This window comes from Flavobacterium psychrotrophum (genome assembly GCF_003403075.1).
GTDB classification, from domain to species: domain Bacteria; phylum Bacteroidota; class Bacteroidia; order Flavobacteriales; family Flavobacteriaceae; genus Flavobacterium; species Flavobacterium psychrotrophum.
In genome coordinates this window covers 149,756-176,498 of the sequence record NZ_CP031557.1, presented here as the reverse complement: position 1 = coordinate 176,498, position 26,743 = coordinate 149,756, and the positions used below count along the sequence as shown (strand labels likewise).

Here is a 26,743-nt window from a genome sequence, read left to right as displayed (position 1 = left end):
ATAGTTTGTCTTGAATTCGACTAAAGCAGCCGTAATGGCTGTTTTTCTATTTGACCGTTACTCAAACTCATATGTCTCGATACAATACTAATCTTCACAAATTTCATGTACGTTTGATAGCAGAATCGATACCGTTAAAAATAAATTGTCGCCGCACTGCGGCGACAATTATAATTCAATCATAATCAAATACTTAATAATTTTAGTGAAGCTGTATCAATATATCCGCAGATATATTCAATCTTTCTTTTAACGCCCGTATCATGGAAAGGCTAAGCTTTCTCTTCCCGGACAGGATTTCAGATTTGCGTGAACGCGCACCTAATATTTCAGAAAGCTCAGCATCAGAAATATTTAATTGCTCCATCCTGTATTTTATTGCTTCAATAGGGGTGGGTTCGGGAACGGGATAGTGTTCATCTTCATATTTTTTCACCAGCATTGAAAGAATTTCCAGTTCATCAGATTCTTCTGTATCCGGTTGTAAATCGAGTTGCATCAATTCGTAGATACGCGCAAGGGTATCTTGATGTTGCGTATCATTTTTTATCAGTCTTAACATAGCTAATCTCTTTTGCATTAATCTTATTGTAATATTTGTGTGTCCCTAACCAGACTAGAAGTACTATCTTCAAACGGTATTCAATATCTACGATCAACCGGTAGGTGTTGCCATGTATATTAAAAACAACCCTTTTGTTTGTCAGTATTGAGGCATTTCCAAACTGCCCTTTTAGTTCGTTTGGGTTATTCCACTCAGCAGCCGCCACATCCTTATACCAATATTGCAGTGGCCTTTCTGAATCCGGAAATTGCTCCCAGAATTCTTTTAACGTTTTTACAGCAATTATTCTCATTGCAAATATATTACAATGTTACCAATTTGGTTACATAGTTGTTTGATTTAATTTTAAGTTCCGATTTGTAATTGTCTCATCACTGATGAGACAACTTATTTCTCTGATTAAAAGCTCATTATAATTGTTGCCGCAGTGTGGCAACAATTATAATGAGCAAAATCTTATTTACATATCCTGAGAACACTTTTGATTTCAGAGTTAGGCTCATTTACAACTCCTAATTGTTTTCTCAGCGAGATAATTTCCTTCTGCATCTTTAAAACATTGGCCGCTATAGGGTCATCCGGGAATTCTGTTTTTTGGTTTAGCCTTAACTGCAACTGCTTCATTTCCCTGCCGACAGACTGCTGTTCGGTTATGGCATATTCCTCGGTCTGCTTTACCGACTGGTGTCCCAACAATTCTTTCACCACATGGATAGGAACGTCATTATTGAGCGTTACGGTGCTTCCGAAGGTACGCCTGGCCTTATGGGTGTTCAAGGTGCTTTCGATGCCGCACAGGTCAGCTATCTCCTTTAAATAAGCGTTCATCTTTTGGTTGGAGGTTACCGGCAACACAGAATTTCTCTGTAAGCAAAGTGGGTGGTCTTTGTAACGTTCCATTACGGCTTTCGCTTTCGGCAGGAGTGGTACATTTATACTACTACCTGTTTTTTGCCTTTCGGTAATAATCCACATTTCCCCATCTATACCCGACTTAATATCGGATTTTTTCAGGTTAAAGGCATCAATATACGCCAATCCTGTGTAGCACTGAAATACGAAGATATCCCGCACGGTAGAAAGGCGTGGCGTAGAAAAGGTGTGGTTTTCCAGTTGAGCAAGTTCATAACTGCTCAGTGGCTTTTTGGGCACCTTGATTTTTTTTGCTTTAAAACGTTTGAAAGGGTCAGCCGTAATGATTTCCTTGTCAATGGCTAGCAATACAATCTTCTTAAAGTTAGTAATATACTTTACCGCAGTATTGTGGCTAATATTCTTAACCGTCTTTAAGTAAAATTCATAATCCTTTACAAATTCAAAATTGAGTTCATGGAAATCCATATCTGCTACATTGTATTTGTAACGCAGGTACTCTTTGACATGTTTCTTGGCTATCTCAAACCGCACATGCGTACCGATTGCATACTCGCCTTTTTTCACTAATGCTAAAAGTTCATCATTGTGTTTTTGGAATTCCTGGACGACCGTTGCCTTTGTGAGGTTTTTGCCTAATATAAAATCCATAATTTTTTGTGTTGTAATTGGATGCCCGGCTAACATGAGCTCACTTTTAAACTGCTGGATTTTCATATACAATGCATCCAGGAAGAAGTTTAAGACTTTCGCATCTTCTCTGGTTCCGGTAGCGCGTTCTGTTCTTTGGCTCCAACGTTCAACTTCCCATTTCCGTTTTGTAGATGTTTCTTTGGGTACACCATCTACTGTAATTCTCAGGTAAACATACCTTTCTTTTGTGCCTTTTGTGGAACTCTTCAAGAAGAAGGTAATTCCGAAACTGTTCTCTAACATAAATTCAACGTTTTTAAAATTAATAAATGTCGAATTATAGTGCTTTCAAATCAAGTCGTTAAGCAGCTTTACCTGTTGATAATCAAAAACTTAAAGCATATTTTGTGGCAATTTTTTTTGCAATTTGAAATTGCCACAGATTTGCCACAAAAACTTTGTGTATTTTTGAAAATTTTGATGGTGCAGGGGTAAAAATAAAAAACCTGCAAAGCCGTAACTTGCAGGTTTTCATTGTTTTAATGTACTTTATAATGATATAAAGCTGAATTGTGGTGGGCGATGAGGGGTTCGAACCCCCGACCCCCTCGGTGTAAACGAGGTGCTCTGAACCAGCTGAGCTAATCGCCCTTTCGGGTTGCTTTACGTTGTTGTTATTAGTTCCGTATTGCGAGTGCAAAGATAGCACAGTTTTTAATATTTGCAAGCATTCTACTATAAAATTTCTGCCACAACAAATGTACTCCCCCCCACATATATAAAATCATCTGGCGCAGCATCCTGAATCGCAGCGCGATAAGCATCTGAAATGGATGGAAATATTTTTCCGCTTAAGCCATATTTTTTTCCATTTTCTTCTAATATAGCTGCATCCAGACCCCTTGGCACATTTGGTTTCGAAAAATAATACACGGCATCTTTTGGAAAGAGCGGCAAAATTTCATCCAGGTTTTTATCATTTACTACACCCAAAACAAAACGAAGTGTTTTATAAGGCTGTGCCATTACCTGCTCAAGCACCGGTTTCAACCCATGGCTATTGTGTGCAGTGTCTGTTACCACAACAGGATTTTCCTGTAGCTGCTCCCAGCGCCCACGCAATCCGCTATTTTTTACCACGTTTAGAAGCCCTGCTTTTACAGCATCTTCACTAATGACAAGCTGCTTCCTTAAAATCGCAACCGACTGCAAAACAGTCTTAATATTGTGTTTTTGGTAATCGCCCTTAAGAGCTACAGGATAATCGTTAAAAACAGCATCTGAAGCAAAAAACAAAGGTGCATTGCACATTGCAGCTTTAACTTCAAAAACCGGCTTCGTTTCATCATTATATTCTCCCACCACTACAGGTACTCCGGGTTTTATTATCCCGGCTTTTTCTTCTGCAATGGCCGCAAGGGTGTTACCCAAAAAAGCTGTATGGTCCAGGCCTATATTTGTAATAACCGAAAGTAACGGCGTTATAATATTTGTACTGTCAAGTCTGCCGCCCATACCGGTTTCTATAACCGCAATATCTACGCCTTCCTGCACAAAATAATCGAATGCAAGCCCTACGGTCATTTCAAAAAAACTAAGGTCATTCGCCTCAAAAAAAGCCTTATTACTGTTTACAAATCGTACAACAAAATCTTCAGAGATATCTTCACCGTTAATTTTTATACGTTCCCTAAAATCTTTAAGGTGTGGAGATGTATACAAACCTGTTTTATAACCTGCCTCTTGCAGTATACTTGCCAGCATACTGCTTGTACTACCTTTACCATTAGTACCTGCTATGTGTATAGCCTTTATTTTACGCTCCGGGTTGCCCAAATGCCTTGCGAGTAAAAGTGTATTTGTAAGGTCTTTTTTATAAGCAGATGCACCCTGTAGCTGATACATGGGTAACTGGTTAAACATCCACTCTGTTGTTTGCTTATAATCCATATAAAATAAAAAAAGGGGCTGTATAAAACAGCCCCAATACTACTATATTTTTTTTAAACCAGCTGCCTTAGTGCAATTTCAAAAGCAGTATTGCTTATTCCGGTTTTACTGCTGTTTGTATTGTATACATTTTGCAGTGCATTTTTTATAATATCGCTGGCATCTTTAAACACAGCCTCATCAGTCATAGAAACCTTTTTCTCCATAAAGTAAGCAAAAACCCTTGCCATACCACAGTTAGAAATAAAGTCTGGTATAAGGCTTACTTTTTCGTCTGTTGCTTCCATAATCGGGCCAAAGAATATTTCTTTATCTGCAAAAGGCACGTTTGCACCACAGCTTATAACCTCAAGCCCGGCAGCTACCATACTTTCTACCTGATCTTTTTTAACCAGTCTTGATGCCGCGCAGGGTGCAAAAATTTCTGCCCCTACACTCCATACCTGTGCATCAAGTTCAGCAAAAGGTATCATGTTTTTTGCTATTAGCTGATTACCTTCTTTATCAAGAAAAAATTGTTTTATTTCTTCAAAGCTAAAGCCGTCTTTATTTAAAAGCCCACCTTCACGGTCTATGATCCCTACAATTTTAGCGCCCATACCTGCAAGGTAATATGCCGCCGCAGAACCTACGTTTCCAAAACCTTGTATTATAGCCCTCTTGCCTTTTATACTACCTCCGTAAATATTGTAATAATGGCCTACAGCTTCTGCAACACCATAACCGGTAATCATATCTGCAACCGTATATTTTTTATTTACATCCGGCGAAAAAGCGGGATTTTCTATTACCTTAACAACACCTTGACGCAATTGCCCTATACGGTTTATTTTATCAGCCTCTGTTGGCTTAAAGTGTCCGGTAAACACACCTTCCTGCGGGTGCCATACACCACACTCTTCAGTCATTGGTATTACCTCATGTATCTCGTCTACATTAAGGTCGCCACCCGTTCCATAATAACTTTTAAGCAAAGGAGAAACGGCTTTGTACCAGCGCTGTAGCACGCCTTTTTTACGAGGGTCGTTAGGATCAAAGTTTATACCGGATTTAGCACCGCCAATGGCAGGACCAGAAACAGTAAATTTTACTTCCATGGTTTTTGCCAATGACAAAACTTCATTCATATCAAGACCTTTGCGCATACGGGTACCACCTCCTGCAGCCCCGCCTCTTAAAGAATTTATTACCGCCCAGCCTTCAGCTTCTGTTTCACTGTCTTTCCAGTTAAACACTATTTCAGGCTGCTTATCTTCAAATTTTTTAAGCAGTTCTTTCATTTCGTTGTTTTTGTTTGAGGGCACAAATATAGTAAACATACTCAGAGTATTTTTATTTTTCAACGCAAAGCAAACTGTACTTTTACTAATGCGCCTTTTCCTTCTTCAGAGTCTATTTCCAGCAACCCGTTTAATGCTTCAGAACGCTTCCTGAGATTTTTAAGACCTATGCCTCCGGCAGCCTTTTTAATATCAAATCCTACCCCATTGTCGCGAACTGTTACCACAAGCTGCCTGCCCTCTACATATACATTTACATGAGCATGGCTGGCCTTAGAGTATTTATTTACGTTTTGTAATGCTTCTTGTACAATACGGTAAATGTTTACTTTATATGTATTAGGAATTTCATCCCAGTCTAAATTTGGATCTATCGAAATTTCAAACTCTGTATCAAAGTTATTTTTCTGGGTATTAACCATAAATTCAAGCATTGCCGTAAAGTCTTTACCTTGCACAAACTGTGCGCTTCGGCTAAGGTCGTGTGATACAGAACGTATTTCTGACTCTACCACCTGCAGTTCTTTTATAAAACCTTTTCGCTTTACTACAGATTCTTCATCCGTCTTACGGTTACTAAATTCAAGGTTGAGCCTTACCGCATAAATGTTATTTAATATGCCATCATGAAGCTCCATCGCAATACGGTTCTTTTCTTCAGAACGGGCACTTTCTATACGGCTTTGCTGCTCAAACATGAGCTGATAAATTTCTTCACTCGCTTTTTGCTGTTCCTGAACATGCAACAGCTCTTTATTTCGGGAGTTAAGATAATAGATTATAAAAATTGCCGCCACAAAAAGCAGCACCAGTACAGATATACCTATTATAAAACTATTTTTTTTGGCCAGCGCATCTTTTTCATCACGCAACTGGTTTGTTTCATACTCTATACGGGCAAATTTATTCCGGTTTTGGAGCGTTGCCTTTTCCAGGCTGTCATTTAGCTTTATGTATTGTTTAGAATAAGCAGTACTATTTTTACTATCTATTGATATTAATTCTTTCAGGGCGTTCAGTTTGTCTGAATTGCTATTTATTTCTTTAGCTTTTTTATAAGCCTTTCCAAGATAATTAATAGCACTGGCGGTATCTTTTTTACTTGCATAATACACACCTATATTAAGGTTGCTGGCTACCAGTTCCTGTTTATTATCAAGACTATCGCTTAGTTTTAGCGCTTCAAAAAACATCCCTTTTACACCATTATCATCACCTTTTTTAAACTTAGCAAGAGCAAGATTATTTAGTATTTTACTTTTCCAGTAATGATTTTCGCGCACAACATCGCTCTTAAGGGCAATATTGTATTGCTCTATAGCCTTATCATACTCCCGCTCCTTTGCATACACAAGGCCAATATTACTATAACATGAAATACTTAAAGACTCTATAAATTCAGGAGCATAGCCATCTCCCTTTAATTTTTCTATTTGCTTTAGCGCTTCCTGGTAATATTTAATAGCCTCTACTGTATTATCCTGCTCATTTAGTGCAAGCGCTATAACTACCAGGCATTGAAACACCTGGTAGTTATCGTTATGTTTTTCTAGTACGGCGAGTGCCATAAACGCTTCAGACTCACACAAAACATACTCGCCTACATCATGAAAAACATAAGCCTTATAAAGTAGTAAAGAACCAAGATCGCGATTGTTTAACGGCCTCAGCACCTTCTCTGCGTCTCTAAAATGACGTAGCGCCTTATCTACAGTACCTTCCTGATAATATGAAAGGCCTGCAAAATAATTTGCCTTTCCCATACTTAATGAATCGCCTGCAAGTGTTGCAAGCCGCAATACCTCATTACTTACCTCGATAGATTTATCATAATTACCAATATCAAAATAACTTACTGCAAGCCTGCGGAGTGAATATCGTAGTATCGAATCATTTTTTTGTAGCCTGAACTGGCTAAAGGCAGAATCAAGATAAACGGTGCGCGTTTGCCCGTCCAGATCTTTATTTTCTGCCCGCTCTATAAGTTTATCTCCCGGCGTTCCTGTTGCTTTTTCCTTATTACAGGAGACAAGAAATAAAATAGCCAAAATGATAAAACAATATGGTTGGATATATTTCAAAATTTTTGAGGGCAATAGTATTTGTACTATTGCCCTCAAAAATAATAATTTTATATGTAACTAATTACGGTCTTGGTGTAACTGGTGGAGTTTTGATGCCGCCATCTTCAAGCTGAAAATTTCCTGCTGTTTCGTTAGTCTGAATATCATCTGCTGTACAAGAAACAAGAGTTGTTGAAACTGTAGCAAGAAGGGCAAGTGTAAGGATAATTTTTTTCATGGTAGTAATTCTTTAGAAAATTGTTGAATGTAATTTTATATTTAATTTTTAGTTGTCAGAACCAGACGTTTACCGTTTGTTTCTGAAGCAAAACTACTACACAAAAACATTCCGGACACCATGATTTATACGGGTTTTAGTGAAATACCCCCGCATACGAGTAACTCGACCGATGTAAAGGGTATCTTAAAAAACCCTTTCAAAAAATTAATTATTAAATATATTCCGGAGCTATTTTCCGGATAATAGTATCTATGTTATCCTTGAATGTTTTTGAAAAAGACACAGAAACATCATTATTATTAAGGTAACATAAGGACTTACCTGTATTAATGCGCGACACGTAATTACTGTTTACTATATAACTGTTGTGTATGCGGTAAAAAAAAGAGGGTAAATTATTTTCATAATGCTTCAGCGTCTTATATGCTGTAAGCTTCTTACCATTATATAGATGAAAATCTGTTGTATTATTATCTGCCTGCAAATATACAACGTCTTTTAAAGCTATAAACTGGTAATCGCCATAAGATTTAATACAAATTTGTATATCCACATCAGATTTTGACACATCGGCCGCCGGACGCTCAGATTCTGGTTTTTCCTGTAACTCCTGCACATTCTCAACAATTTGGGGCACTATGCCCCCGCTAAGCGGTATTACCTTTTGAAATTTTAGCAGTGTACGCCGCAGTTCTGTAAGGGCTACCGGGCTTATTATATAATCAAACACTCCGGTCTTCAATGCTTCATAAGCATATTTATCTGTCTCTGAAATTATTACAAAATACGGTAGCTCATTTATAAAACGGTAAAGCTCTGTTATAATACTAAGTGTTATATCGCTCTTTGAGCTTTTTCCCAGCATTAAAAAAACAAGTTCAGGTTGGTTCGAAAGAATAGTATCTATAGCCTTCTCCCTGGTTTCAGCAGTACCAATACAATAATACTCCGGAAAATCTTCAACTTGCTGAAGCAATTCCCTGGAAATTGATGTATCGTCACTGATAATTACGTAAGAATATTGCACAAATACGGCGATCTACTATTTAGTGGTAAGAATTAGCAAATTAAATAATTAAAATTTAGTAATTTTACGGTAACGCATTTTTTTTAAAGCATTGCGATTATTATTTGTTTCCCCAAAAATGGATAAGACCTTAAAAATACTAATAGTTGACGATCATCCAATGACCGTGAACGGCTATATAAACGTACTTTCGGAAGAAAGTTTTGAAGGATATGACCTTCAGTTCAACAAAGCCTTAAGCTGTGAAGAAGCTTACAACATTATTACTAACCCCGTAACTACTCCTGATATTGCATATCTGGATCTTAGCCTGCCGCCGTATCCTGACCAAAAAATATTTTCCGGTCTGGATCTGGGTATGCTATTAAGAAAGACATCTCCTTCGTGCACTATTATATTTCTAACCATGCACAGCGAGGCATCACTGATAGAAAGACTTATAGAAGCCACAGACCCGCAGGGCATATTATGCAAAAGCGACATTGACATTGACGAGTTTTTAAAGGCTTTCAAGATCATCTTCTCTGGCAAAATGCATTACAGCCACAAAATACTCAAGTCGCTAAAAGACCGTACGCTTGATAATTACAAGCTGGACAATTATGACCGACAGATACTGATGCGCCTTCATGAAGGTATACCTACACAAAACATACCTAACTATGTACCGCTATCTATAAATGCTATAGAAAAACGCATAGCCCACATAAAAACACTTATACTCGACGGCAAAAAAAATGCCGATGACAACGACCTTATTGAAGCAGTAAAAAAAATGGGTATATTATAGCGGTGTATAAACCAGGCCTGCGCTATGATTATGTGGTGCTCCGGTAACGCTGCCCAGCACATTATCATTACCGCGCAGTTTTAAAACCCCTAGTAAAGCAAAAATAAGAGCTTCCTTATATTGTATGGTATTATCATCGGGCACAACAATAGTTGTGTCCGGTAATAAATTTGACATACTTTTTATGAGATAGTTGTTATAAGCACCGCCGCCCGTAACTAAAAGCTGGCCGTTTTGTCCTGCCTGTTTTACAACATTAGCTATCTGGCGTGCAACGTGCCGGGTAAAGGTGCGCAGCTTATCTTCCGTTTGTATATTATACTCTTCAATTAATGGCAGTAATGTTTGTTTTACATATTCAAACCCTAACGACTTTGGCCACGGTTGTTTGTAATATTGTAAATCATCTAGCTTTTCAAGCAGCATGGGGTTTATGCTCCCCCCCTGCGCTATCTTACCTCCATCATCATACGGATAGCCAAGCCTGTTTGCATAAAAATTAAGTACCGTGTTTACAGCACAAATATCAAAGGCGATTCTAGTATCATTATCTTCAAAAGAAATATTACTAAAGCCCCAAGGTTGAGGCAAAATTTATAGCCTGCAAACAACATGCGGTCGCCTATGGGTACAAGTGGTGCGCCCTGCCCCCCATTTTTACATCTTCTACCCTAAAATCGCATACCACCCTTTGGCCGGTAAGCTGTGCAATTTTTGGCAAGTTACCTATTTGTAATGTAATACCATTATGAGGCTGGTGCAGTATTGTATGCCCGTGAGAGCAAACCGCATCAAGATCCTGTATATCGTACTTTTTTATAAACTTATTTATAATATCTGCCAGCAATACAGTGTAACGCTGATTAAGATTTTGGAGTTGGGCATTACTGTAAGTAACCGCAATTTTTAGTTCTGCTACCCATTCATCGCTGTAGGGTATGGTTTCGGCTTCATGAATTTCATAAGCCCACACCCCCTGATTTTCTGATAATGAAACGTATGCCACATCTACCCCATCAAGCGACGTGCCCGACATAACACCTAAAACGTTATAGTTTTTCTCTGTCATGGGCTAAAATTACCATTTAGTTTTGAATTATTACCATTAAATAATTACATTTGGGCAGAATAAAACAAAAAAGTAATTTAAAAATTATGGATTTTCAACTAACCGAAGAGCATCTGATGATACAACAAGCCGCGCGTGATTTTGCACAGCAGGAATTACTGCCCGGCGTTATAGAGCGTGACGAAAAACAGCAATTTCCGCATGAGCAGATAAAAAAAATGGGCGAGCTGGGCTTTCTCGGCATGATGGTAGATCCCAAATATGGAGGCAGCGGCCTAGACACTATTTCTTATGTACTGGCTATGGAAGAAATAAGTAAGATAGACGCATCGGCATCTGTAGTAATGTCTGTAAACAATTCTCTTGTATGCTGGGGCCTTCAAACGTTTGGTACTGAAGAGCAAAAGCAAAAATATCTTACACGCCTTGCAACCGGCGAAGTTATAGGCGCATTTTGCCTTAGCGAGCCTGAAGCGGGTTCTGATGCTACATCTCAAAAAACCACAGCCGTAGATATGGGTGACCATTACCTGCTTAACGGCACTAAAAACTGGATTACAAACGGCAGCACTGCCGATGTGTATCTTGTAATAGCACAAACACATACCGAACTGCGCCATAAAGGCATCAATGCGCTTATTGTAGAAAAAGGCATGCCGGGCTTTGAAATAGGCGCTAAAGAGCAAAAGCTGGGCATACGTGGCAGCGACACACACTCTTTAATGTTTACAGATGTAAAAGTACCCAAAGAAAACCGTATAGGCGAAGATGGATTTGGCTTTAAGTTTGCAATGAAAACACTTGCCGGCGGACGCATAGGTATTGCATCGCAGGCACTGGGCATAGCAGCAGGTGCTTATGAACTGGCACTTAAATACAGTAAAGAGCGTAAAGCATTTGGCAAACCAATTTGCGAACACCAGGCTATTGCCTTTAAACTTGCAGATATGGCCGTAAGCATAGAGGCATCGCGCCACCTGTGCCTTAAAGCAGCCTGGGATAAAGACAACCACCACAACTATGATATAAGCGGCGCTATGGCAAAACTATATGCAAGTAAGACTGCTATGGATGTAACCATAGAAGCGGTACAGGTACATGGCGGTAATGGCTATGTAAAAGAATACCATGTAGAGCGGCTTATGCGCGATGCCAAGATTACACAGATATACGAGGGCACCTCTGAAATACAAAAAATTGTAATATCAAGAGCTATCCTTTCAGAATAAAAAAATTCCCGCCACAGAGCGGGAATTTTAGTTTTTATGCAGCTATATCGCGCAGTTTTTTGAGTAACATCCTAACTCTTTTAATCAGCCCTTTTTTTGTTTGCTGCAGGTTTAAGGTATAAATATTTCCTTGTGTGGTTTCTTCGGCTACGTCTTTAGACAACCCTATTATAATAGGTACTTTAGCGTTATATAGCCTTGAAAGGTCTATAAGTTCAATATCTTCGTGAAGAAAAAATAAAACAGCATCAAACTCTTCTGCTATTTTTGTCATTCCCCGTGTAAAGAGCACAAAGTTAAAACCCTCCTTTAACCTGCTCTTGAGCATTTCATAATAACCAAGCTGGCTATCATAAACAAGCACTTCTTTCATCATGTGTTTTGCTATTTATTTAATGTAATCAATTTTTAATTGTCAATTCTTAACTATTTATCTACATTTCGCCTGTATCTCAACGATTAAACAACGCAACTCATCGAAAAATATAGAAAAGATCATCAATCTTTTTATTGTTTTCTATTTTTACAAAAGATAACAATCTTCAATACTTTTTTTTAAGAAAAGCGGCATTAAGCGAAGCATTACGCAATATGTCGCGGCAAAAGTTTTAGTAACAGAAAAGGCAATAATTTTTGAGTAAGGGTGATTTTTTTACGGTCATGATAAAGTTAGAGCGAAATTTCTTAAAAAAGAGTTATGAATATTATTACGATATAATAAAATATTAAATCTGCATCCTACAACTAAACAAATTATATTATGAATGTAATCGGCCAAAGAATTAAGAAATTACGGGAGGAAAAAGGAATTACCCAGGAAAACATGGCAATCCAGTTAGATGTTACCCAGAGCAACTACGGACGCCTTGAAAAAGACGACAGAAGGCTTAACGTTGTTAAACTTCTAAAAATCGTTAGAATACTTGATGTAAACCTTATGTACCTGTTTAATGGTGTAATTGAGCAAACAAGCGCACAGGGTTCTGACGCCGGCCTTAGCCAGACAAACAAAGAGGTATACGATATACTCGTAGAAAGCCTCAGATCAGAGATACAACACCTAAAAGAAGAAGTTAACTTCCTGAGGGTTATAGTTAGAAGTTAAGAATGGGGCAATTGCCCCATTTTTTATACTTAACCATAGCAACAACCGTTATAAATATTAAGCAAAATGCTTACTTTTATATACTATGGCACAAACACACAAGGCAGTAAAATACAAGGTTATTACAGGTTACCTCTTAATTATTTGCGCAGCGGTACTCTCTGCCTGGTTTGTTTATACAGAGATAATTAAAGCATCCCGGCCAAATAAGCTTGCCGAAGACAACGCAAAAATAATAAGGGTAAGCAACACCATTGCTGCGCTATATTCATCCGAAGCACTGGGGCGTACAGCAATACTTACCTTAGATAAAAAAAAACTAAGGCAGTACAATAAACTTACTGACAGCATTGCGGCACAGCTAGACACTATAAAATCTGAAACAGAACCATCACAAAGAAAAAAGTTTGACAGCATACAACTACTTTTAAAGCGAAAAAAGAATAGTATTGCAGAGATAAGTGCTTTTCATAAAGCCTATAACAAAAAAGACTTTTTTACAGATGCCGTAACCTCTGTAAATGGTACACGTGAGGAGGTTTGGCAAAAAACCAAGCCTGTAAAGATTACAAAAAAATATGACTGGAATGAGGATGTAAAATCAATCCTTACACCAAAACAAATGGACTCCCTGAGTAAGCTGCCTGTAAGCAACGATTCGCTTACCCAAGCCTTTAAAAGTGCACTAAAAGGCGTAAGTTATAAAAACAAGCGACTGGCAATAGAACTATACCACAAAGAGCAAAAACTGCTACAGGAAAACCAGATCATATCAGATAAATTACGCACCATACTTACCTCTATAGAAAACGATTTTATACAAAAATCATATAACGAGGTTGCAAAAACACAAAATACGCTAAACAATACCGTTAGCAAAGTAGCCTGGGTAGGCGCAATTACCCTTATATGCCTCATTATACTTGCAACTATTATTATACGCGACCTGGGCATAAACCAGAACTACCGCCGCAGGCTCGAAGTGCTTAATAAAGAAAACGAACAGCTGCTGCGCACCCGCAGTATGCTTATGGCTACCGTAACGCACGACCTGCAAACCCCACTGGGCAGTATCTTTGGGTTTCATGACCTGCTAAAAGAATCGGGGGTATCTGAAAACCAAAAGCATTATCTGGCAAACATTCGCGAATCTGCAGATTATATCATGAAACTGGTTAATGACCTGCTTGATTTTTCGCGTCTCGAAAACAACAGGATTACTATAGAACAAATACCTTTTAATGTAAAGCATACCATTGAAACCGCCTGTAGCGCATTACAGCCCATGGCAGAGAATAAAGGCATAGAACTAAACTGGGATGTAGAAGAAGTTTTAGACCGAAACTACATTTCTGACCCTTACCGTATTAAGCAGGTATTAACTAACCTGATAAGTAATGCCATAAAGTTTACCGGAGAAGGATCTGTAGAAGTTACGGCAAAAATAGATGGATTCGACATAAGTATATCTGTACTGGATACCGGTATAGGTATTGCGCCAGATAAGCACGAAAATGTTTTTAAAGAGTTTACACAAGCGCACAGTGGCATTGAAAAAAGATTTGGAGGTACCGGCCTGGGCCTTACTATAAGCAAAGGTATTATGGGGATGCTTGGTGGCACCATTATACTTGAAAGCCAGGAAGGGCAGGGATCTATCTTTACCATTACAATACCGTGCATTGCAGCAAGAGAGCTCGCAGAAGATGTTACACAGCCAAAGGTTGCTGCATCTATCAAAGGTAAAAAAATCCTGGTAGTTGATGATGATACCACCCATGCCCTACTCATGAAAGAATTATTACGAAACAATGGTGCTGTAGTTACCATCGAAGCACATGCACCAAATGTTATAAGCCTTTTAGAACTGGCAGATTTTGATGTATTGCTAACCGATATCCAGATGCCGGTAATGAATGGTTTTACCTTAGTGCAAAACATACGCAGTCATAAAAATAACCGTATAGCAGAGATGACCGTTATAGCCTTATCTGGCAGGCGCGATCTTGATGATAGTTATTATATTGAAAAAGGATTTACTGCCCACCAGCCAAAGCCTGTAAACATGGCAGCCTTATCTGCAATTATTGCTAACAGAAAAGATGATTTTTTAACAGATATGGCTAGTGAGGAGATTGATAGCAGACTTTATGACTTACAAAGCCTTTCGCAGTTTACACAAAATGATCCTGAATCTTTGCGCATCATTATCGAAACCTTTACAGAAAGTGCAGTGGAAAATTGCGAAGAATTACTACAGGCAGCCAGGGATAATGACGATGACAGGCTGGCACGCATAGCACACAAAATGATACCCATGCTGCGGCAGATGGAAGTGTGCAGCATTGCCGAACTGCTTTTGCCACTGGAAGAAGGAACACTAAACCTTACCTCTACTGTCCTGCTGGACTATTGCAAAAAGATTTGCGAAAAAATGAGTGAACTTTGTAATTTATTACAAAAAGAAATTGCCTGATTAAAGGTCTATATTGTACAACTTAAGCTTATTATAAAGCGTTTTACGATCTATATCTAACAGCTTTGCCGCCTTAGATTTATTATAGTTTGCTTTTTCAAGTGCTTTTTTTATAGCCTCTTCCTCATTGCCTCTTATGTAGCCAAACTCATCTGCCTGGGTTACCGGTTGTGCGGGTTCACGCATTTCCTGAGGGAGTACTTCAATAGTTATAATATCTGAGCGTTCTAAAAGTACGGCACGTTTAATGGTATTCTTCATTTCGCGCAGGTTACCGGGCCAGTCATAGCTTTTAAAAAGCTGTACTACATCACTGCTAAAACCAGAAATCTCTTTTTCAAGGTCATTATTTGCGGTTTCAAGAAAATGATTTGCAAACATCATAATATCCTGCCTGCGCTCTGCAAGGCGTGGTACACGTATGCAAAACTCATTAAGCCTGTGGTAAAGGTCCTCTCTAAAATCGCCGCGTTTTACAGCTTCAGCAAGATCTTCATTAGTAGCAGCCACTACACGTATATCTACATTAACCTCATGGTTACTGCCTACAGGTTTTATTTTTCGCTCCTGTAGTGCACGAAGCAATTGCACCTGCACTTCGTAAGAAAGATTCCCTACTTCATCCAGAAACAATGTACCGCCATTTGCAGCTTCAAAGTGCCCTGTCTTATCATTAACAGCTCCTGTAAAAGAACCTTTAATATGACCAAAGAATTCGCTGGAGGCAAGCTCTTTTGGTATAGCGCCACAATCTACAGCTATGTAAGGCTTAGATGCACGCTTGCTTAAGTCGTGTATAGATTTTGCTATGTGTTCTTTTCCTGTACCGCTGTCGCCTATAATAAGCACAGACATGTTTGTGGGCGCCACAAGGGCAATATGCTCATGCAGCTCTGTAGATATAGGGCTGGCACCTTTTACAAAAGATGATTTAACCGTAGATTTTGCCGGTGCCTTAACCTGTGCTTTAGTTGTTGTAACCGGTACTGCTGTACCATTACTATCTTTTTCCTGTTTTTTAGCTAACGCGAGTCCTACTATGTGCAGTATTTCATCAGGATTTATAGGTTTTCCTACATAATCAAAAGCGCCGAGTTTCATCGCATTAACTGCCGCTTTTATATCAGTATATCCCGTCATGAGGATAACACTTGCATTTAGCGAATTTTCCCTGATATATTTAAGAAGTTGCAGTCCGTCGCTGTCCGGCAGGCGTATATCGGTAAGCATTACATCAAATGCTGCCTCTTTGAGCTGCTCAATAGCCTGTGCCCCACTAAATGCATTTACCACATCAAAACCTTTTTTTTGTAAAAAAGTTTTAAGCATTACGCAAAAAGCGGTATCATCATCAACAACAAGGATTTTCGGATTCATCAGGGGATATAAGATAATATATGCAAATGTAAGTGAAAAGCTTATTTTAAAATGTTAATAAAAAACAAAAGGAGACGCTCCCGTCTCCTTATGTCGAAGAATTAAATTCTTCAAATCACCTTACTATATTCTTAATCGCTATTTCTTCTCTTTTATAAATTCGCCTTTGGCATTATAATAAACTGTTACAACAGTACTTTCTTTAGCAAGCTCCAGTTTATAATCACTATCTTCAGATGCGTAAGCGGCAGATACATTGTATCCTTCATACTTTTCACTAATTTCTTTTAGCACTGCAACAGGTACTTTATCAGTTGCAATCTTAGAATATACCTTTTCCTGTTTTTCTATAGTTACAGGATTTTCATTATTTCTTACTACAGATGCACTTACTGATGATAAACCTCCAAGTAATAGTGCTGCTATAATTAATTTTTTCATGTTGTATTTTATTAGTCGATTTGATAAGTATAGATACAAAATCGAGCCAAAAACAAAACCACAAGTTAAAAAGGTGAAAAACCACTATAAATCAAGCATTTAAACAAACAGACGCCATGCAAACAATAATACACAGAATGTAGAATTCCACACTTTTAATTGTAGAATTCCACATTATAATGAAATCTGTTATTGAAATTTATCGAAGTAATGAGAAGTGTCCCCTGTAAATGCGCCCATCCTGACGGTTTACAACAAACCAGTAATCTGTGGCCGGCAACCTATGCCCATTAAGAGTACCATCCCATCCGGGGCTATTTGGTGCAAGGCTTGTTATTAGTTTGCCATAACGGTCATAAATATAGGTCATCATGCCAATTTCAAACCAGGAATATTCTATGCGCCATGTTTCATTATAACCGTCACCGTTTGGGGTAAAATATTTAGGATAGTAAAGCAATGCAACTCTTGCATCTACTGTACTGCATTGTTGCCTGTCGCGCACATAAACGGTATAAATACCAGTAGGAAGGCCCGTAAATGTGTTACTTTCCTGAAAAAGAATATTATCTATAGAATATTCATACATCTCCGGATTATTAATATTAACGGTAAATCCGTTATTGTCTTCTGTCCAGTCAAAAGTATCAATCGAAATAATTTCCGGAGGTCCTACGGGCCTTACAATTATCTCTACCTGGGCAGGACACGATGCTATAGTTGTATTTGAAGTTACAATCAATGTATAAGCTCCCGGTTTAGTAACCGTAATACTTTCTGTAACTTCTCCCCCGGAAGCCATAGATAGCCATCAAAGCCAGAACCGGCAGTAAGAGTAAGCGAACCTTCTTCTTCGCATAAAAACTGTTGTTGCGCTACATTTAGAGATGGCCTGTGCCCCACCTCTACTAAAAAAGATTGTATATCATGACAAACATTTATTAGCATATGCTCCATACGGACATATATGGTTTGCGGATTTGATGTATTAACAAAATGCTCAGGGTCATCTATAGCATTACTATTAGCTTCAGCATCTGTAGCTGTAAGAAAATAAGTTATGCTATATACCCTTGGGCTAGCTCCATTTAGTATCGAAGCATCCTGCTGTCTAAGATCAATTTCTTTATATAATGAATCTGCAGGCTGCACACAAAATGGCAAATTAGACGGTGTACCAGAATCTACAAGATCTGGCAGCATAGAAATATCTCTAACTAATGTTTTAAATTCCCTACAGGTATTTTCTACCTTAAACTTGTATACTCCCGGAGCCAGGTTGCTAAAAATGGGATTATTGCCGTTATCAAACACAACAGCATCTGTTACCTGATCTACTATAAAGTAATGAAGTGGCGCCAGGCCGGTTGCATCTATATACACGTCATTAGGATTATTGCTGCACCCCAACTTATAGGCGTTATTAATTGTTACATCATAATAATATTCAAAGGTATCATCCATGGGTATGGCGCATATTTTTGCAGCCTGCCCTGCCCCAACACTGGTAAAAACTTTAAGCACCCTGAATACTCCGAAATAGTGGAAATTATAATTTACGGCATCATTTAGTAATGCAACAGCGTTTGTGTCATTTGGCTGGCTACCTTCTGTATAGGCAATACCCGTTTCCGGATGCCCCCATTCTCCGGGAACATCAGGATTTTGTTTTTGCAGCCAATATGTGGGTATTGCTGCTGATGTATCAGTATCCCTAAGGTCTATATCAAAAGAATTGCATTGCGCAACATAGGTAAATGACAATCCCGCCGAAGGTGTATAACCCGTAATGGTAACATTTACCTGCCCGGACACTCCGCAAATATCAGTACCGGAAAAAGTGTAATCGCCCTGCGGAAGCCCATCCATAAACAATTTTCCTGATGTGGCATCAATTCTGGCACTAACATCCTGCGGCAATACGCCAGAATAGCCAGAAGGTGCTGCAACGAGCGACATAGTAGCCAACTTGCCATTGCCACTGCTTACCGTAACAGAACCTACACCGATGGTACAGTCTGCAAGAGCATTTGCCTCGAAGCCCTTAGGTGTAAAAGCCGGGACGTTAACAGCAACATTTGGATATACGGCACCACATTCATCCGTTATGGTTATTACATAATCGCCCAGCGGCACATTGTTAACAACCAATATGCCAGCGCTGTTTATCATTGATGAAACATTATGTGGAAGTGCCGGCACATAGCCCGCCGGGGCAACAGTAATTATAGCAGAAACAATTTTGCGTTTTGGCACACTTACAATAATACGGCCCGTATTTGCAAAACAGCCATCATTAAAGCCGGCAGCAACAGGCACTATCTCCTCATGCTCAAGCTTAAGGGTAAAGGGTTCGCTCGTACGGTTACAATCATCTGTAATAGTTACCGTATAAGTACCTTCGGGCACCGGTTGTACGTTACCTCCAAAAGGCACAGTAGGCACTGTAAATGGGCCAGGGTATCCGGCATTAAATCTTACAGGGTCAAATCCTGCCGGTGGAGCAGAAAAGTTAATTGTATAGGGAGGATGGTAACCCGAAGCATTAAGATTTAAATAAAACTCCCCGCAAGGAATATCCTGTCTTGTAAGGCTCACTTGCGGAACAGGGTTAAATGTAGCGGCAGAAGTTGTAAACGTATTACCGCACGTATTAACAATATTGATAGTGTAGGTGTAAGTAACACCCGGAGGGGCATTAAATGTATGGCTAAATGTTGCCAAAGCGGGCTGGCCGTCATTAAAAACCTGTGTGCTCACAATATCGGGCGAACCGTCTGAAGGATGAATTGTATAAGTTACCGTAATCGGGTAGCTAATAATAGTTCCCGGCGGATAGGACATTGTATTTTCAAGAGTAACACTATTGCAATTTCCCGTAAGCTGCTCCTGAACCACCGGAGCAGAAAATACAGGTGGATCTGGATCAAACTCTGCCGTATAGGTTCTTGATATGCCCTGATTACACAGGTCGTAAACGCGTATTAGATAAATACCGTCTACAAGGCCGGTAAATACATTAGATGTTTGTGGTGCCGCGGTTACAGGCCCCGAAATAATTTCATACAAAGTAGCTGTACCATTTGTAGTAACTATGGTAATCCTGTTACCTGCACTACAATTTTCCGACTCTTTAATTATAGTATAATCCAGTGGAGGGCCTTCACTAAAATTTATATCAAATTCAGCTGTAGCCGTATTGCTTTCACTCCCCAGGGTTTGTAGTGCAATAACCGTATAATGCCCTGCAGCACGCCCGTCTACAAAAGTATTTGTTGTAGAAACTACCGGAGTAGTAAGATCAGGATGAAGATAAACATTGTATTCTACACGTGACCCTGGTGTGGTATTGTTTACAGAAAAAGTCATGGTACCATTCCCCGCACAGGTTTCATCGGTAATATTTACCGCCAAAGTAAAATCTGCCAACTGGGCACGCACAGTAAAAGGCAACAGCGCAGTTGATAAAAGCAGCGCTAACCGAACAAACGAAACACGAAAAAAAAACGATAATGTTTTCACTACCAATTAATTAATGATAAGCATTTCAAATAAAACGATAAAATGAGCATTATATTTGGTGGCGGAAAACATTTGCAAAGTTGTCAAAAAAATTTATATATATCAGTAAATTAAAAACTTTTATATAAAAAAAGAGCTAACTTTTCAGTTAGCTCTCTATATCCTTTACAGAATGGAATTAGTAATTCCACATATCCTGCTCAAAATTACGTATTTTTTCTTTAATCCTTTCGGCCTCAAGAAGCTGCATTTGCGACTTCTCTTTCAGGTATTTTTCAATATCTCTGTCTCCGTAAACGTTCTCTTCCCTGATAATATTACCAGTAAAACGTCTTGAATTAAGAAGGTGATCAAAAGTAATAGGCATCGCAGAATTCTTTTCATTAAATGCTTTTGCTTTGTGAAGTACCTGACGTGCAGCCGGGAAATAAACCCAGAATATCCTGATATACTCTTTTTCTTCCTCAGATTTACCCATGGTAAACACATCCGGAACAATTGGAGCTATGCCAAGCATCCTATATTTAAGTTCTCCCTGACGCTTATCAAAATACCAGTAACCTAATACTTCGTATCCTGAAACATCAATAGCTTTAATATCAGTTCTTACTACGAATTCCTCACTAATTTTCTTTTTACCACTTTTATAAGCCTTAATATCAGAGTTCATCTCATCAATACCTGCATTAGTAGTATCTATTTTAGCTAATGAAGATTCAATATCTTTAAGACTTTTCTTCGTAATGAAATAACTGTCATCATATACTTCAGTTATTTTACCTTCACGTATAGCACTTACTAGAACATCATAAAGAGGCCTCCTGTCAGGACCAATATTCTGGTCAACCGGAAAATACATTGGGTAGTTAATCCTTTGATTAAGGTCAATAACTTCCCATACTTTCCTGCCTAATAGTATATCCCTGTCGCCTACATAACCGTAAGGAAGCGGATTATCATTATCTAACGAGTCCTGTGCTGCCGTCTTTTTACCAATTTCGCTTGGCGTTTTGGCATTCAAAAGATTTGACTGCGCAAAACCTGCCGTAGCAAAAAGGCTAAATAAAATAGCTAATGAAAAAAACTTCCTACTCATTTGTCTATACTTTCAAATTATTATTATTGTACTTCATAAGTACATGTAGAAACACTCTTAGCTGCTTGCTCTATACCAGAGAATTTAGCTTTGATTTCAGAGATTACAATTACATCTCCACGGCTTGCTTTTTCAACAGCAGCTTTAGCCCTAGAGTCAAGTTTGTTACCAGAAACTACAATAGTAGGCTGGCCAGGAACTTTAATGTTAAACTGTGTTACATTAACATCTACAGGGAAATCGAAATCTTCAAGAGCCGCAGTAACTGTTGAGTTCTGAAGGCTACCTTTAGGACCTTTAGCAGCAGTTTCGCTACGTACTTTACCTGTTGGAGCCGGAATACCCTTGATACGGAACACTTTTTTAGAGCTAAATGATTTTCCACCAGGAAGCTCAGCATTAACATTTACTACAACCTCAGTACCACTGCCTGGATTAAGTAAAAATTTACCCGCACCACCACCTGAACGCATACCCGGAGCAGAAGCTTTAACTTTATCTGCACCAACACCTGCAACAGATACTGAAATAGGGTTGTCTACACCACGGTAAACAACGTTCATTTTATCTGCAGAGATAGTAGCTTCTTTTGGCTGAGGAACTACAACATAGTTACCTTTAAATGGAAGTGGAACAGATTTACCATCTTCAGTAAATACAAATTTACCGTTAATATCATGTTCACCCACACCAGCAGCGTTAAAACCAAGAACAGCCTGACCATTTTCGATTTTACCAGGACCATCAAAACTTGTAGGAACGGTATTTTCGTCATAACGTCCTAATACAACTTTACCGGTTACTTTTTCGCCTTCGAAATAAGCATTTTTATCAAGAACAACAAGAGCTGTATAATTCTTCATTGAACTTTGTTCAAGAGCTGCTTTACCCAAAGCAATGTTGTATACGTTAGCCTCAAGAACTTCAACGTTGTTCTGCATAGCAGAAAGCTTAGTTAGAGAAGCAATTGCAGGAAAACCTTTATAGTGATAATCAAGGAATTTCTTAGTAACGCCTTCACCATCTTTAACGTCTGCTGTGCTGAATTTATTATCGATCTCAGCAATTAGAGACTTAAATTTAACATCATTACCAATAGCAGCTTTCATATCAGCCTTGTACTTGTTGATTGCATCAACAACTTCCTGACCTTTTTTAGAGTAACCATCTCCAGAGAACCAAGCCTCGTCGATTTTGTCACCTTTATCCATCTGCTCGTATGGTAATTTACCATTTTCTTTTTCAATCTCCTTAGTAATATCACCCTTAAGAGTTTCAATATACTTAAAGAAACCTGCAGACACACCTTTTACTTTATCAGCAATAGCAAGTGCCGGTTTAAATGATGGAGACTCAGAAGCCTTAGCAGCTAAAGCCCCATACATTAACTCATTATTCTTGTTCGCTTCTACGTTTGAAGATTCAAACTGTTCGTTCATAAGGCCAAAAGCGGATAGTACCTCTTTTGACATATTAAGGGCCATCATGGCGATGAAAACCAGATACATCAGGTTAACCATCTTTTGCCTTGGGGTTTGTTTTCCTCCTGCCATTTCTAATTAGTCTTTCTTTTTGTTTTTAAATGTAGTTGATTTTACTAATTAGTGCTAATTAGCCCCTGTTACCCATTGCAGATAGCATACCGCCATAAACACTGTTTAGTGAAGCAATGTTTTTAGTCATGTTTGCCATTTCCTGCTGAAGTTTAGCAGCGTTCTCAGCGATATCTTTGTTAGCAGCAGCATTACGCTCAGCGCTGTCTAACTGTACTTTGTAAAGACCGTTAAGAGCTTCCATTTGTGCAGCAGCAGAAGTCATTTCTTCGCTGTATTTTTTAGTAGAAGCAACTGCATCTACAGTTGGAGCGATACCTTTAGCAGCAGATTCAAAGTTTTTGATGCTATTACCAAGGCTAGACATAAGCTCGCCATCAATTTTAGCTTCTTTTAGAAGTGTATCAAGTTTTTGAGAAAGAAGGCCTTGCGCTGCAGTAGGATCTTCTTTTTTAACAGTAACTTTTTTCTCTTTAGCCTCACCACCTGCAAGTTCAGGGTAAACTAAAGACCAGTCAAGATCTTTGTGAATTGGTTCGAAAGCAGAAAGAGCAAAGATCAAAGCTTCAACACCAAGACCTGCAATAAGCATTCCGCTCGCACCTGGCCAGTGCATAAGTTTAAATAGTGCTCCGATGATTACAACCGCCGCTCCAAGACCATAGGCCATGTTCATAACTCTTTGTGGTAGTGCCATAATAAAATAATTTTAGTTTTTAGTTAAGTTAATTAATTTTAAAAAATATAAAAAAGTGCTGGTTAAACAAATTTATTGGTTCGATGTGTTTTGAGTACCCATGAAATCCTGAACAGTCCTGAAACCTATGTAGCTCCTAGCAGAGTCTGCATATTCCCAATCCCTTGTACCATTCTGAAGGAAATAAGCAACATCTTTCCAAGAACCTCCACGAATAACTTTACGGTTATTTTTAAGATCTGATACCGTAGGGTTCATTGTAGAAACATACTCATAAGCATTAGCATCATAAGAAGCGTCTGTCCACTCAGAAACGTTACCTGCCATATTGTACAGGTTAAAATCATTAGGATCGAATGACTGCGCCTCTACAGTATACAAAGCACCGTCAGCAGCATAGTCACCCCTGTTTGGCTTAAAGTTTGCAAGGAAACATCCTGTATCATTTTTAGCATACGGACCACCCCAAGGGAATGTTCCTGACTGCCTGCCACCCCTTGCTGCATATTCCCACTCAGCTTCTGTAGGAAGACGGAACGAGTTTACCTGCTGTCTTTTCTTTTCTTTTTGATAAACATTCTTATTAAGCGTTCTCCATGCGCAGAATGCCTTAGCCTGACCCCAGCTAACACCAACTACAGGATACTCACCATATGCATCATGCCAAAAATAGTCATTGTGCATTGGCTCATTATAAGAATAAGCAAAGTCTTTAATCCAAACTGTTGTATCAGGATATACAGAAACTTTCTCAGTCCTAAGGTATTTACTTCTCTTAGTCCTGCTGTTACCCGTAGATTTATCTTTTGCCGCAGCCTGAATATCCAGCCACTTATAACCAAAGACAAGTTTTGAAACATCAACAGTCCTTAACCCGTTGTAAGACTCTGATTCAGGAAGGTACATTGAATCCATTACCTCCACATAAAACTCATCCGGATATTTTTGCGGATCTTTTATAAGTTTTGCTTTATGATTAAGCTTTCTACCCGCATACGGATCATCATCCGTACCAAGGCTCCAGTAATTTTCATTCATGTATTTATCATACGCTGACTGCTCTTCACCTTCGGCTGCCTGATCTTTAAATGCAAATTCTCCAATACCACCACTTCCCGGGGTCTGGCCTTGCTCATCAGCAAGTATAGCAAGCCTTGTTCTCATAGTAGAATCCTTAACCCACTCTACAAACTGGCGATACTCGCTGTTTGTAATCTCTGTTTCATCCATATAAAATGAGCGAACAGTTACTGTTTTAGTAGGAGCATCCTGAACGTTAGCCAAATCGTCGTCAGACTTACCCATAATGTAAGCGCCGCCGGGAACTAAAGTCATACCATAAGGCTTTTCAGGCCTCCACTTTTTTCCTCTAACACCTACCAGTTCTCCACGGTCACTGGAGCCACAGCTGATTAGTAATGATAAAGTTGCTGTTAATGCAATGAACTTCTTCATAAATTCGGGTTATTAAGTATTCTATTTTTAAGGGCGTAAACCTATTTATAAATTTTCAGAAAAACAATTTTTTTAATAAAAAAACCCATCCTTACCGAAACATTTGATAAGTTGAATAAAAACAGGGTTTATTTGTAACAAAAGCGTTAAATTATGTTTTTTCTTTGAGCTTTCCACAATCTCTGAGGATACTCATTATTACAGGCAGAGAGGTAATCCTGGTAACTACATGGTAATAACGCAACATTTTTAACTTTATTATTGCCAATTTCGTTACTAAAAACATCAATCCACCACCTATCTGTCTTATCACTCTTGTAAAAAACGAGTTCTTCGTCTTCAAAAGCTACTATATATTTGATATAATTATCGCGGCTGCCAAACGGGAACTCATAGCTCCTATACTGCACACCTTCAACAAAATACCATACAACCTGGGCAATCAGGGCTGCTTCCTGCTTTGTATCGTTATGATTAAACAATCCAAAAGCGCTAACCTTGTCACTTATACCTGAATAGCGTGCTAAAGTACAAATTTCTTTGCCATCAAAACCATTTGGCATAAATTTAACAATATTTCCTGAATCGCCAGACTTTACAGCCCCCATATCAAAGGCAACAAAATCAGCATCCCTAAACACCGGTTCTGCAACGGTTATATCTTTACAAACCTCTCCAAGGCGGTAGGCGTCAAAATACAATTTCTCAATAAGATCTATCTCTTCCTGAGAATTAAAATACGTTTGATACCCTACATTACTGTAATTAAAAAGATTATGCGGCTCTTCAATAATCATTCTTGTAACAAAAGAGCGGGCAGACATATCTTCGTCTTCTTTACCAAAATCAAAGCGTGCATCTACATTTACATAATTCACCATTTGCTCCAGCTTATCGTAGCCTCGGTATACAGCATAAGCTATATCCTGCGAGCCACCTATAACTAACGGTATTATATTTTGCTTAAGCAGCTGCTCTGTAATTGTTTTTACCGCATAATAGGTATCCTGTATGGTTTCGCCCGCATGAATATCTCCCAGGTCGGCTACGTTAAGATGCCAGTTACCAGGATAAAGCCCATACAACTCCTTTCGGATATAATTAAGATGCACATGGTCTTTACCATCCATCTGCCCCCTGTTATCTAAAACCCCTATAATGGCAATCTTGACTGCATCAAGCTCAGGAAAATTATCTTTAGTATGCACTATAACCTTTTTACCAAAAGACTGTAGTGCAATATCCTCAAGATACTCTTCAACAATCTGGCTTACCGGCTGTAAAAATTCAAATCCCATACG

Annotated in this window: 22 protein-coding genes, 1 tRNA gene and 1 pseudogene; 4 read left to right on the top strand and 20 right to left on the bottom strand. The window is 38.8% G+C overall.

Annotated elements, in window-relative coordinates:
- Window positions 1–202: 202 nt before the first annotated feature.
- From DYH63_RS00785 to DYH63_RS00750, 9 genes are all read right to left on the bottom strand, one after another.
- The gene (locus DYH63_RS00785) at window positions 203–562 is read right to left on the bottom strand and encodes a helix-turn-helix domain-containing protein (RefSeq protein ID WP_116786985.1); all 360 of its coding nucleotides are present in this window, start codon (window positions 560–562) and stop codon (window positions 203–205) included.
- The gene (locus DYH63_RS00780) at window positions 540–857 is read right to left on the bottom strand and encodes a type II toxin-antitoxin system HigB family toxin (protein WP_116786984.1); all 318 of its coding nucleotides are present in this window, start codon (window positions 855–857) and stop codon (window positions 540–542) included. Before DYH63_RS00780 ends, DYH63_RS00785 begins: the two co-directional genes overlap by 23 nt.
- Before the next feature lie 164 nt (window positions 858–1,021).
- A complete protein-coding gene (locus DYH63_RS00775; protein ID WP_116786983.1) occupies window positions 1,022–2,374 on the bottom strand; it encodes a site-specific integrase in 1,353 nt (450 codons plus the stop codon).
- Window positions 2,375–2,644: 270 nt separating this feature from the next.
- Window positions 2,645–2,722 (bottom strand) — tRNA-Val (locus tag DYH63_RS00770).
- Between the two features lie 84 nt (window positions 2,723–2,806).
- On the bottom strand, window positions 2,807–4,021 hold the full coding sequence (locus DYH63_RS00765; protein WP_116786982.1) for a bifunctional folylpolyglutamate synthase/dihydrofolate synthase: 1,215 nt from the start codon (window positions 4,019–4,021) through the stop codon (window positions 2,807–2,809).
- Between the two features lie 53 nt (window positions 4,022–4,074).
- Window positions 4,075–5,301, bottom strand: a complete 1,227-nt coding sequence (locus DYH63_RS00760; protein ID WP_116790705.1) for a Glu/Leu/Phe/Val dehydrogenase dimerization domain-containing protein — start codon at window positions 5,299–5,301, stop codon at window positions 4,075–4,077.
- Between the two features lie 59 nt (window positions 5,302–5,360).
- Window positions 5,361–7,349 (bottom strand): ATP-binding protein, encoded by a 1,989-nt coding sequence (locus DYH63_RS00755; RefSeq protein WP_116786981.1) that lies wholly within the window; start codon window positions 7,347–7,349, stop codon window positions 5,361–5,363.
- Window positions 7,350–7,446: 97 nt separating this feature from the next.
- Window positions 7,447–7,602, bottom strand: coding sequence for a hypothetical protein (locus DYH63_RS21195; protein ID WP_162926876.1), 156 nt, complete (start codon window positions 7,600–7,602; stop codon window positions 7,447–7,449).
- A gap of 214 nt (window positions 7,603–7,816) precedes the next feature.
- On the bottom strand, window positions 7,817–8,581 hold the full coding sequence (locus DYH63_RS00750) for a LytR/AlgR family response regulator transcription factor (protein WP_162926875.1): 765 nt from the start codon (window positions 8,579–8,581) through the stop codon (window positions 7,817–7,819).
- Between the two features lie 169 nt (window positions 8,582–8,750).
- On the opposite strand from DYH63_RS00750, the gene DYH63_RS00745 reads away from it, so the two are divergent.
- The gene (locus DYH63_RS00745; protein WP_116786979.1) at window positions 8,751–9,422 is read left to right on the top strand and encodes a response regulator; all 672 of its coding nucleotides are present in this window, start codon (window positions 8,751–8,753) and stop codon (window positions 9,420–9,422) included.
- Here DYH63_RS00745 and DYH63_RS00740 read toward each other — a convergent pair.
- Window positions 9,417–10,491: pseudogene (locus DYH63_RS00740) on the bottom strand (anhydro-N-acetylmuramic acid kinase). The gene DYH63_RS00745 and the pseudogene DYH63_RS00740 overlap by 6 nt on opposite strands.
- An 86-nt stretch (window positions 10,492–10,577) precedes the next feature.
- Here DYH63_RS00740 and DYH63_RS00735 point away from each other — a divergent pair.
- The gene (locus DYH63_RS00735) at window positions 10,578–11,720 is read left to right on the top strand and encodes an acyl-CoA dehydrogenase (protein ID WP_116790704.1); all 1,143 of its coding nucleotides are present in this window, start codon (window positions 10,578–10,580) and stop codon (window positions 11,718–11,720) included.
- Window positions 11,721–11,754: 34 nt separating this feature from the next.
- Here DYH63_RS00735 and DYH63_RS00730 read toward each other — a convergent pair whose 3' ends face one another.
- Window positions 11,755–12,096, bottom strand: a complete 342-nt coding sequence (locus tag DYH63_RS00730) for a hypothetical protein (protein ID WP_162926874.1) — start codon at window positions 12,094–12,096, stop codon at window positions 11,755–11,757.
- A 384-nt stretch (window positions 12,097–12,480) separates the two neighbouring features.
- Between DYH63_RS00730 and DYH63_RS00725 the strand changes: the two genes are divergently transcribed.
- Window positions 12,481–12,825: a helix-turn-helix domain-containing protein gene (locus DYH63_RS00725; RefSeq protein ID WP_116786977.1), complete on the top strand. Its 345-nt coding sequence runs from the start codon at window positions 12,481–12,483 to the stop codon at window positions 12,823–12,825.
- Window positions 12,826–12,910: 85 nt separating this feature from the next.
- Window positions 12,911–15,301, top strand: coding sequence for a hybrid sensor histidine kinase/response regulator (locus tag DYH63_RS00720; RefSeq protein ID WP_116786976.1), 2,391 nt, complete (start codon window positions 12,911–12,913; stop codon window positions 15,299–15,301).
- On the opposite strand, the gene DYH63_RS00715 is transcribed toward DYH63_RS00720, so the two are convergent.
- The 9 genes from DYH63_RS00715 to DYH63_RS00675 form a co-directional block, all read right to left on the bottom strand.
- The gene (locus tag DYH63_RS00715; protein ID WP_116786975.1) at window positions 15,302–16,678 is read right to left on the bottom strand and encodes a sigma-54-dependent transcriptional regulator; all 1,377 of its coding nucleotides are present in this window, start codon (window positions 16,676–16,678) and stop codon (window positions 15,302–15,304) included.
- Window positions 16,679–16,816: 138 nt separating this feature from the next.
- Window positions 16,817–17,119, bottom strand: a complete 303-nt coding sequence (locus DYH63_RS00710) for a hypothetical protein (RefSeq protein WP_116786974.1) — start codon at window positions 17,117–17,119, stop codon at window positions 16,817–16,819.
- Between the two features lie 199 nt (window positions 17,120–17,318).
- Complete coding sequence (locus tag DYH63_RS00705) at window positions 17,319–17,921, bottom strand: T9SS type B sorting domain-containing protein (protein WP_116786973.1); 603 nt, start codon at window positions 17,919–17,921, stop codon at window positions 17,319–17,321.
- Window positions 17,858–20,641 carry an FIDD domain-containing protein gene (locus tag DYH63_RS00700; protein WP_162926873.1) on the bottom strand — a complete coding sequence of 928 codons (2,784 nt, stop codon included), beginning with the start codon at window positions 20,639–20,641 and terminating at the stop codon, window positions 17,858–17,860. Before DYH63_RS00700 ends, DYH63_RS00705 begins: the two co-directional genes overlap by 64 nt.
- A 178-nt stretch (window positions 20,642–20,819) precedes the next feature.
- Window positions 20,820–21,737 carry a type IX secretion system ring subunit PorN/GldN gene (gene porN, locus DYH63_RS00695; protein WP_116786971.1) on the bottom strand — a complete coding sequence of 306 codons (918 nt, stop codon included), beginning with the start codon at window positions 21,735–21,737 and terminating at the stop codon, window positions 20,820–20,822.
- Between the two features lie 23 nt (window positions 21,738–21,760).
- Window positions 21,761–23,290 (bottom strand): type IX secretion system motor protein PorM/GldM, encoded by a 1,530-nt coding sequence (porM, locus tag DYH63_RS00690; protein ID WP_116786970.1) that lies wholly within the window; start codon window positions 23,288–23,290, stop codon window positions 21,761–21,763.
- A gap of 58 nt (window positions 23,291–23,348) precedes the next feature.
- Window positions 23,349–23,987, bottom strand: a complete 639-nt coding sequence (gene porL / locus DYH63_RS00685; protein WP_439952028.1) for a type IX secretion system motor protein PorL/GldL — start codon at window positions 23,985–23,987, stop codon at window positions 23,349–23,351.
- A gap of 72 nt (window positions 23,988–24,059) precedes the next feature.
- On the bottom strand, window positions 24,060–25,442 hold the full coding sequence (gene porK, locus DYH63_RS00680) for a T9SS ring complex lipoprotein PorK/GldK (RefSeq protein WP_116786968.1): 1,383 nt from the start codon (window positions 25,440–25,442) through the stop codon (window positions 24,060–24,062).
- 146 nt (window positions 25,443–25,588) lie between these two features.
- On the bottom strand, window positions 25,589–26,740 hold the full coding sequence (locus DYH63_RS00675) for a formimidoylglutamase (RefSeq protein WP_116786967.1): 1,152 nt from the start codon (window positions 26,738–26,740) through the stop codon (window positions 25,589–25,591).
- Window positions 26,741–26,743 lie beyond the last annotated feature (3 nt).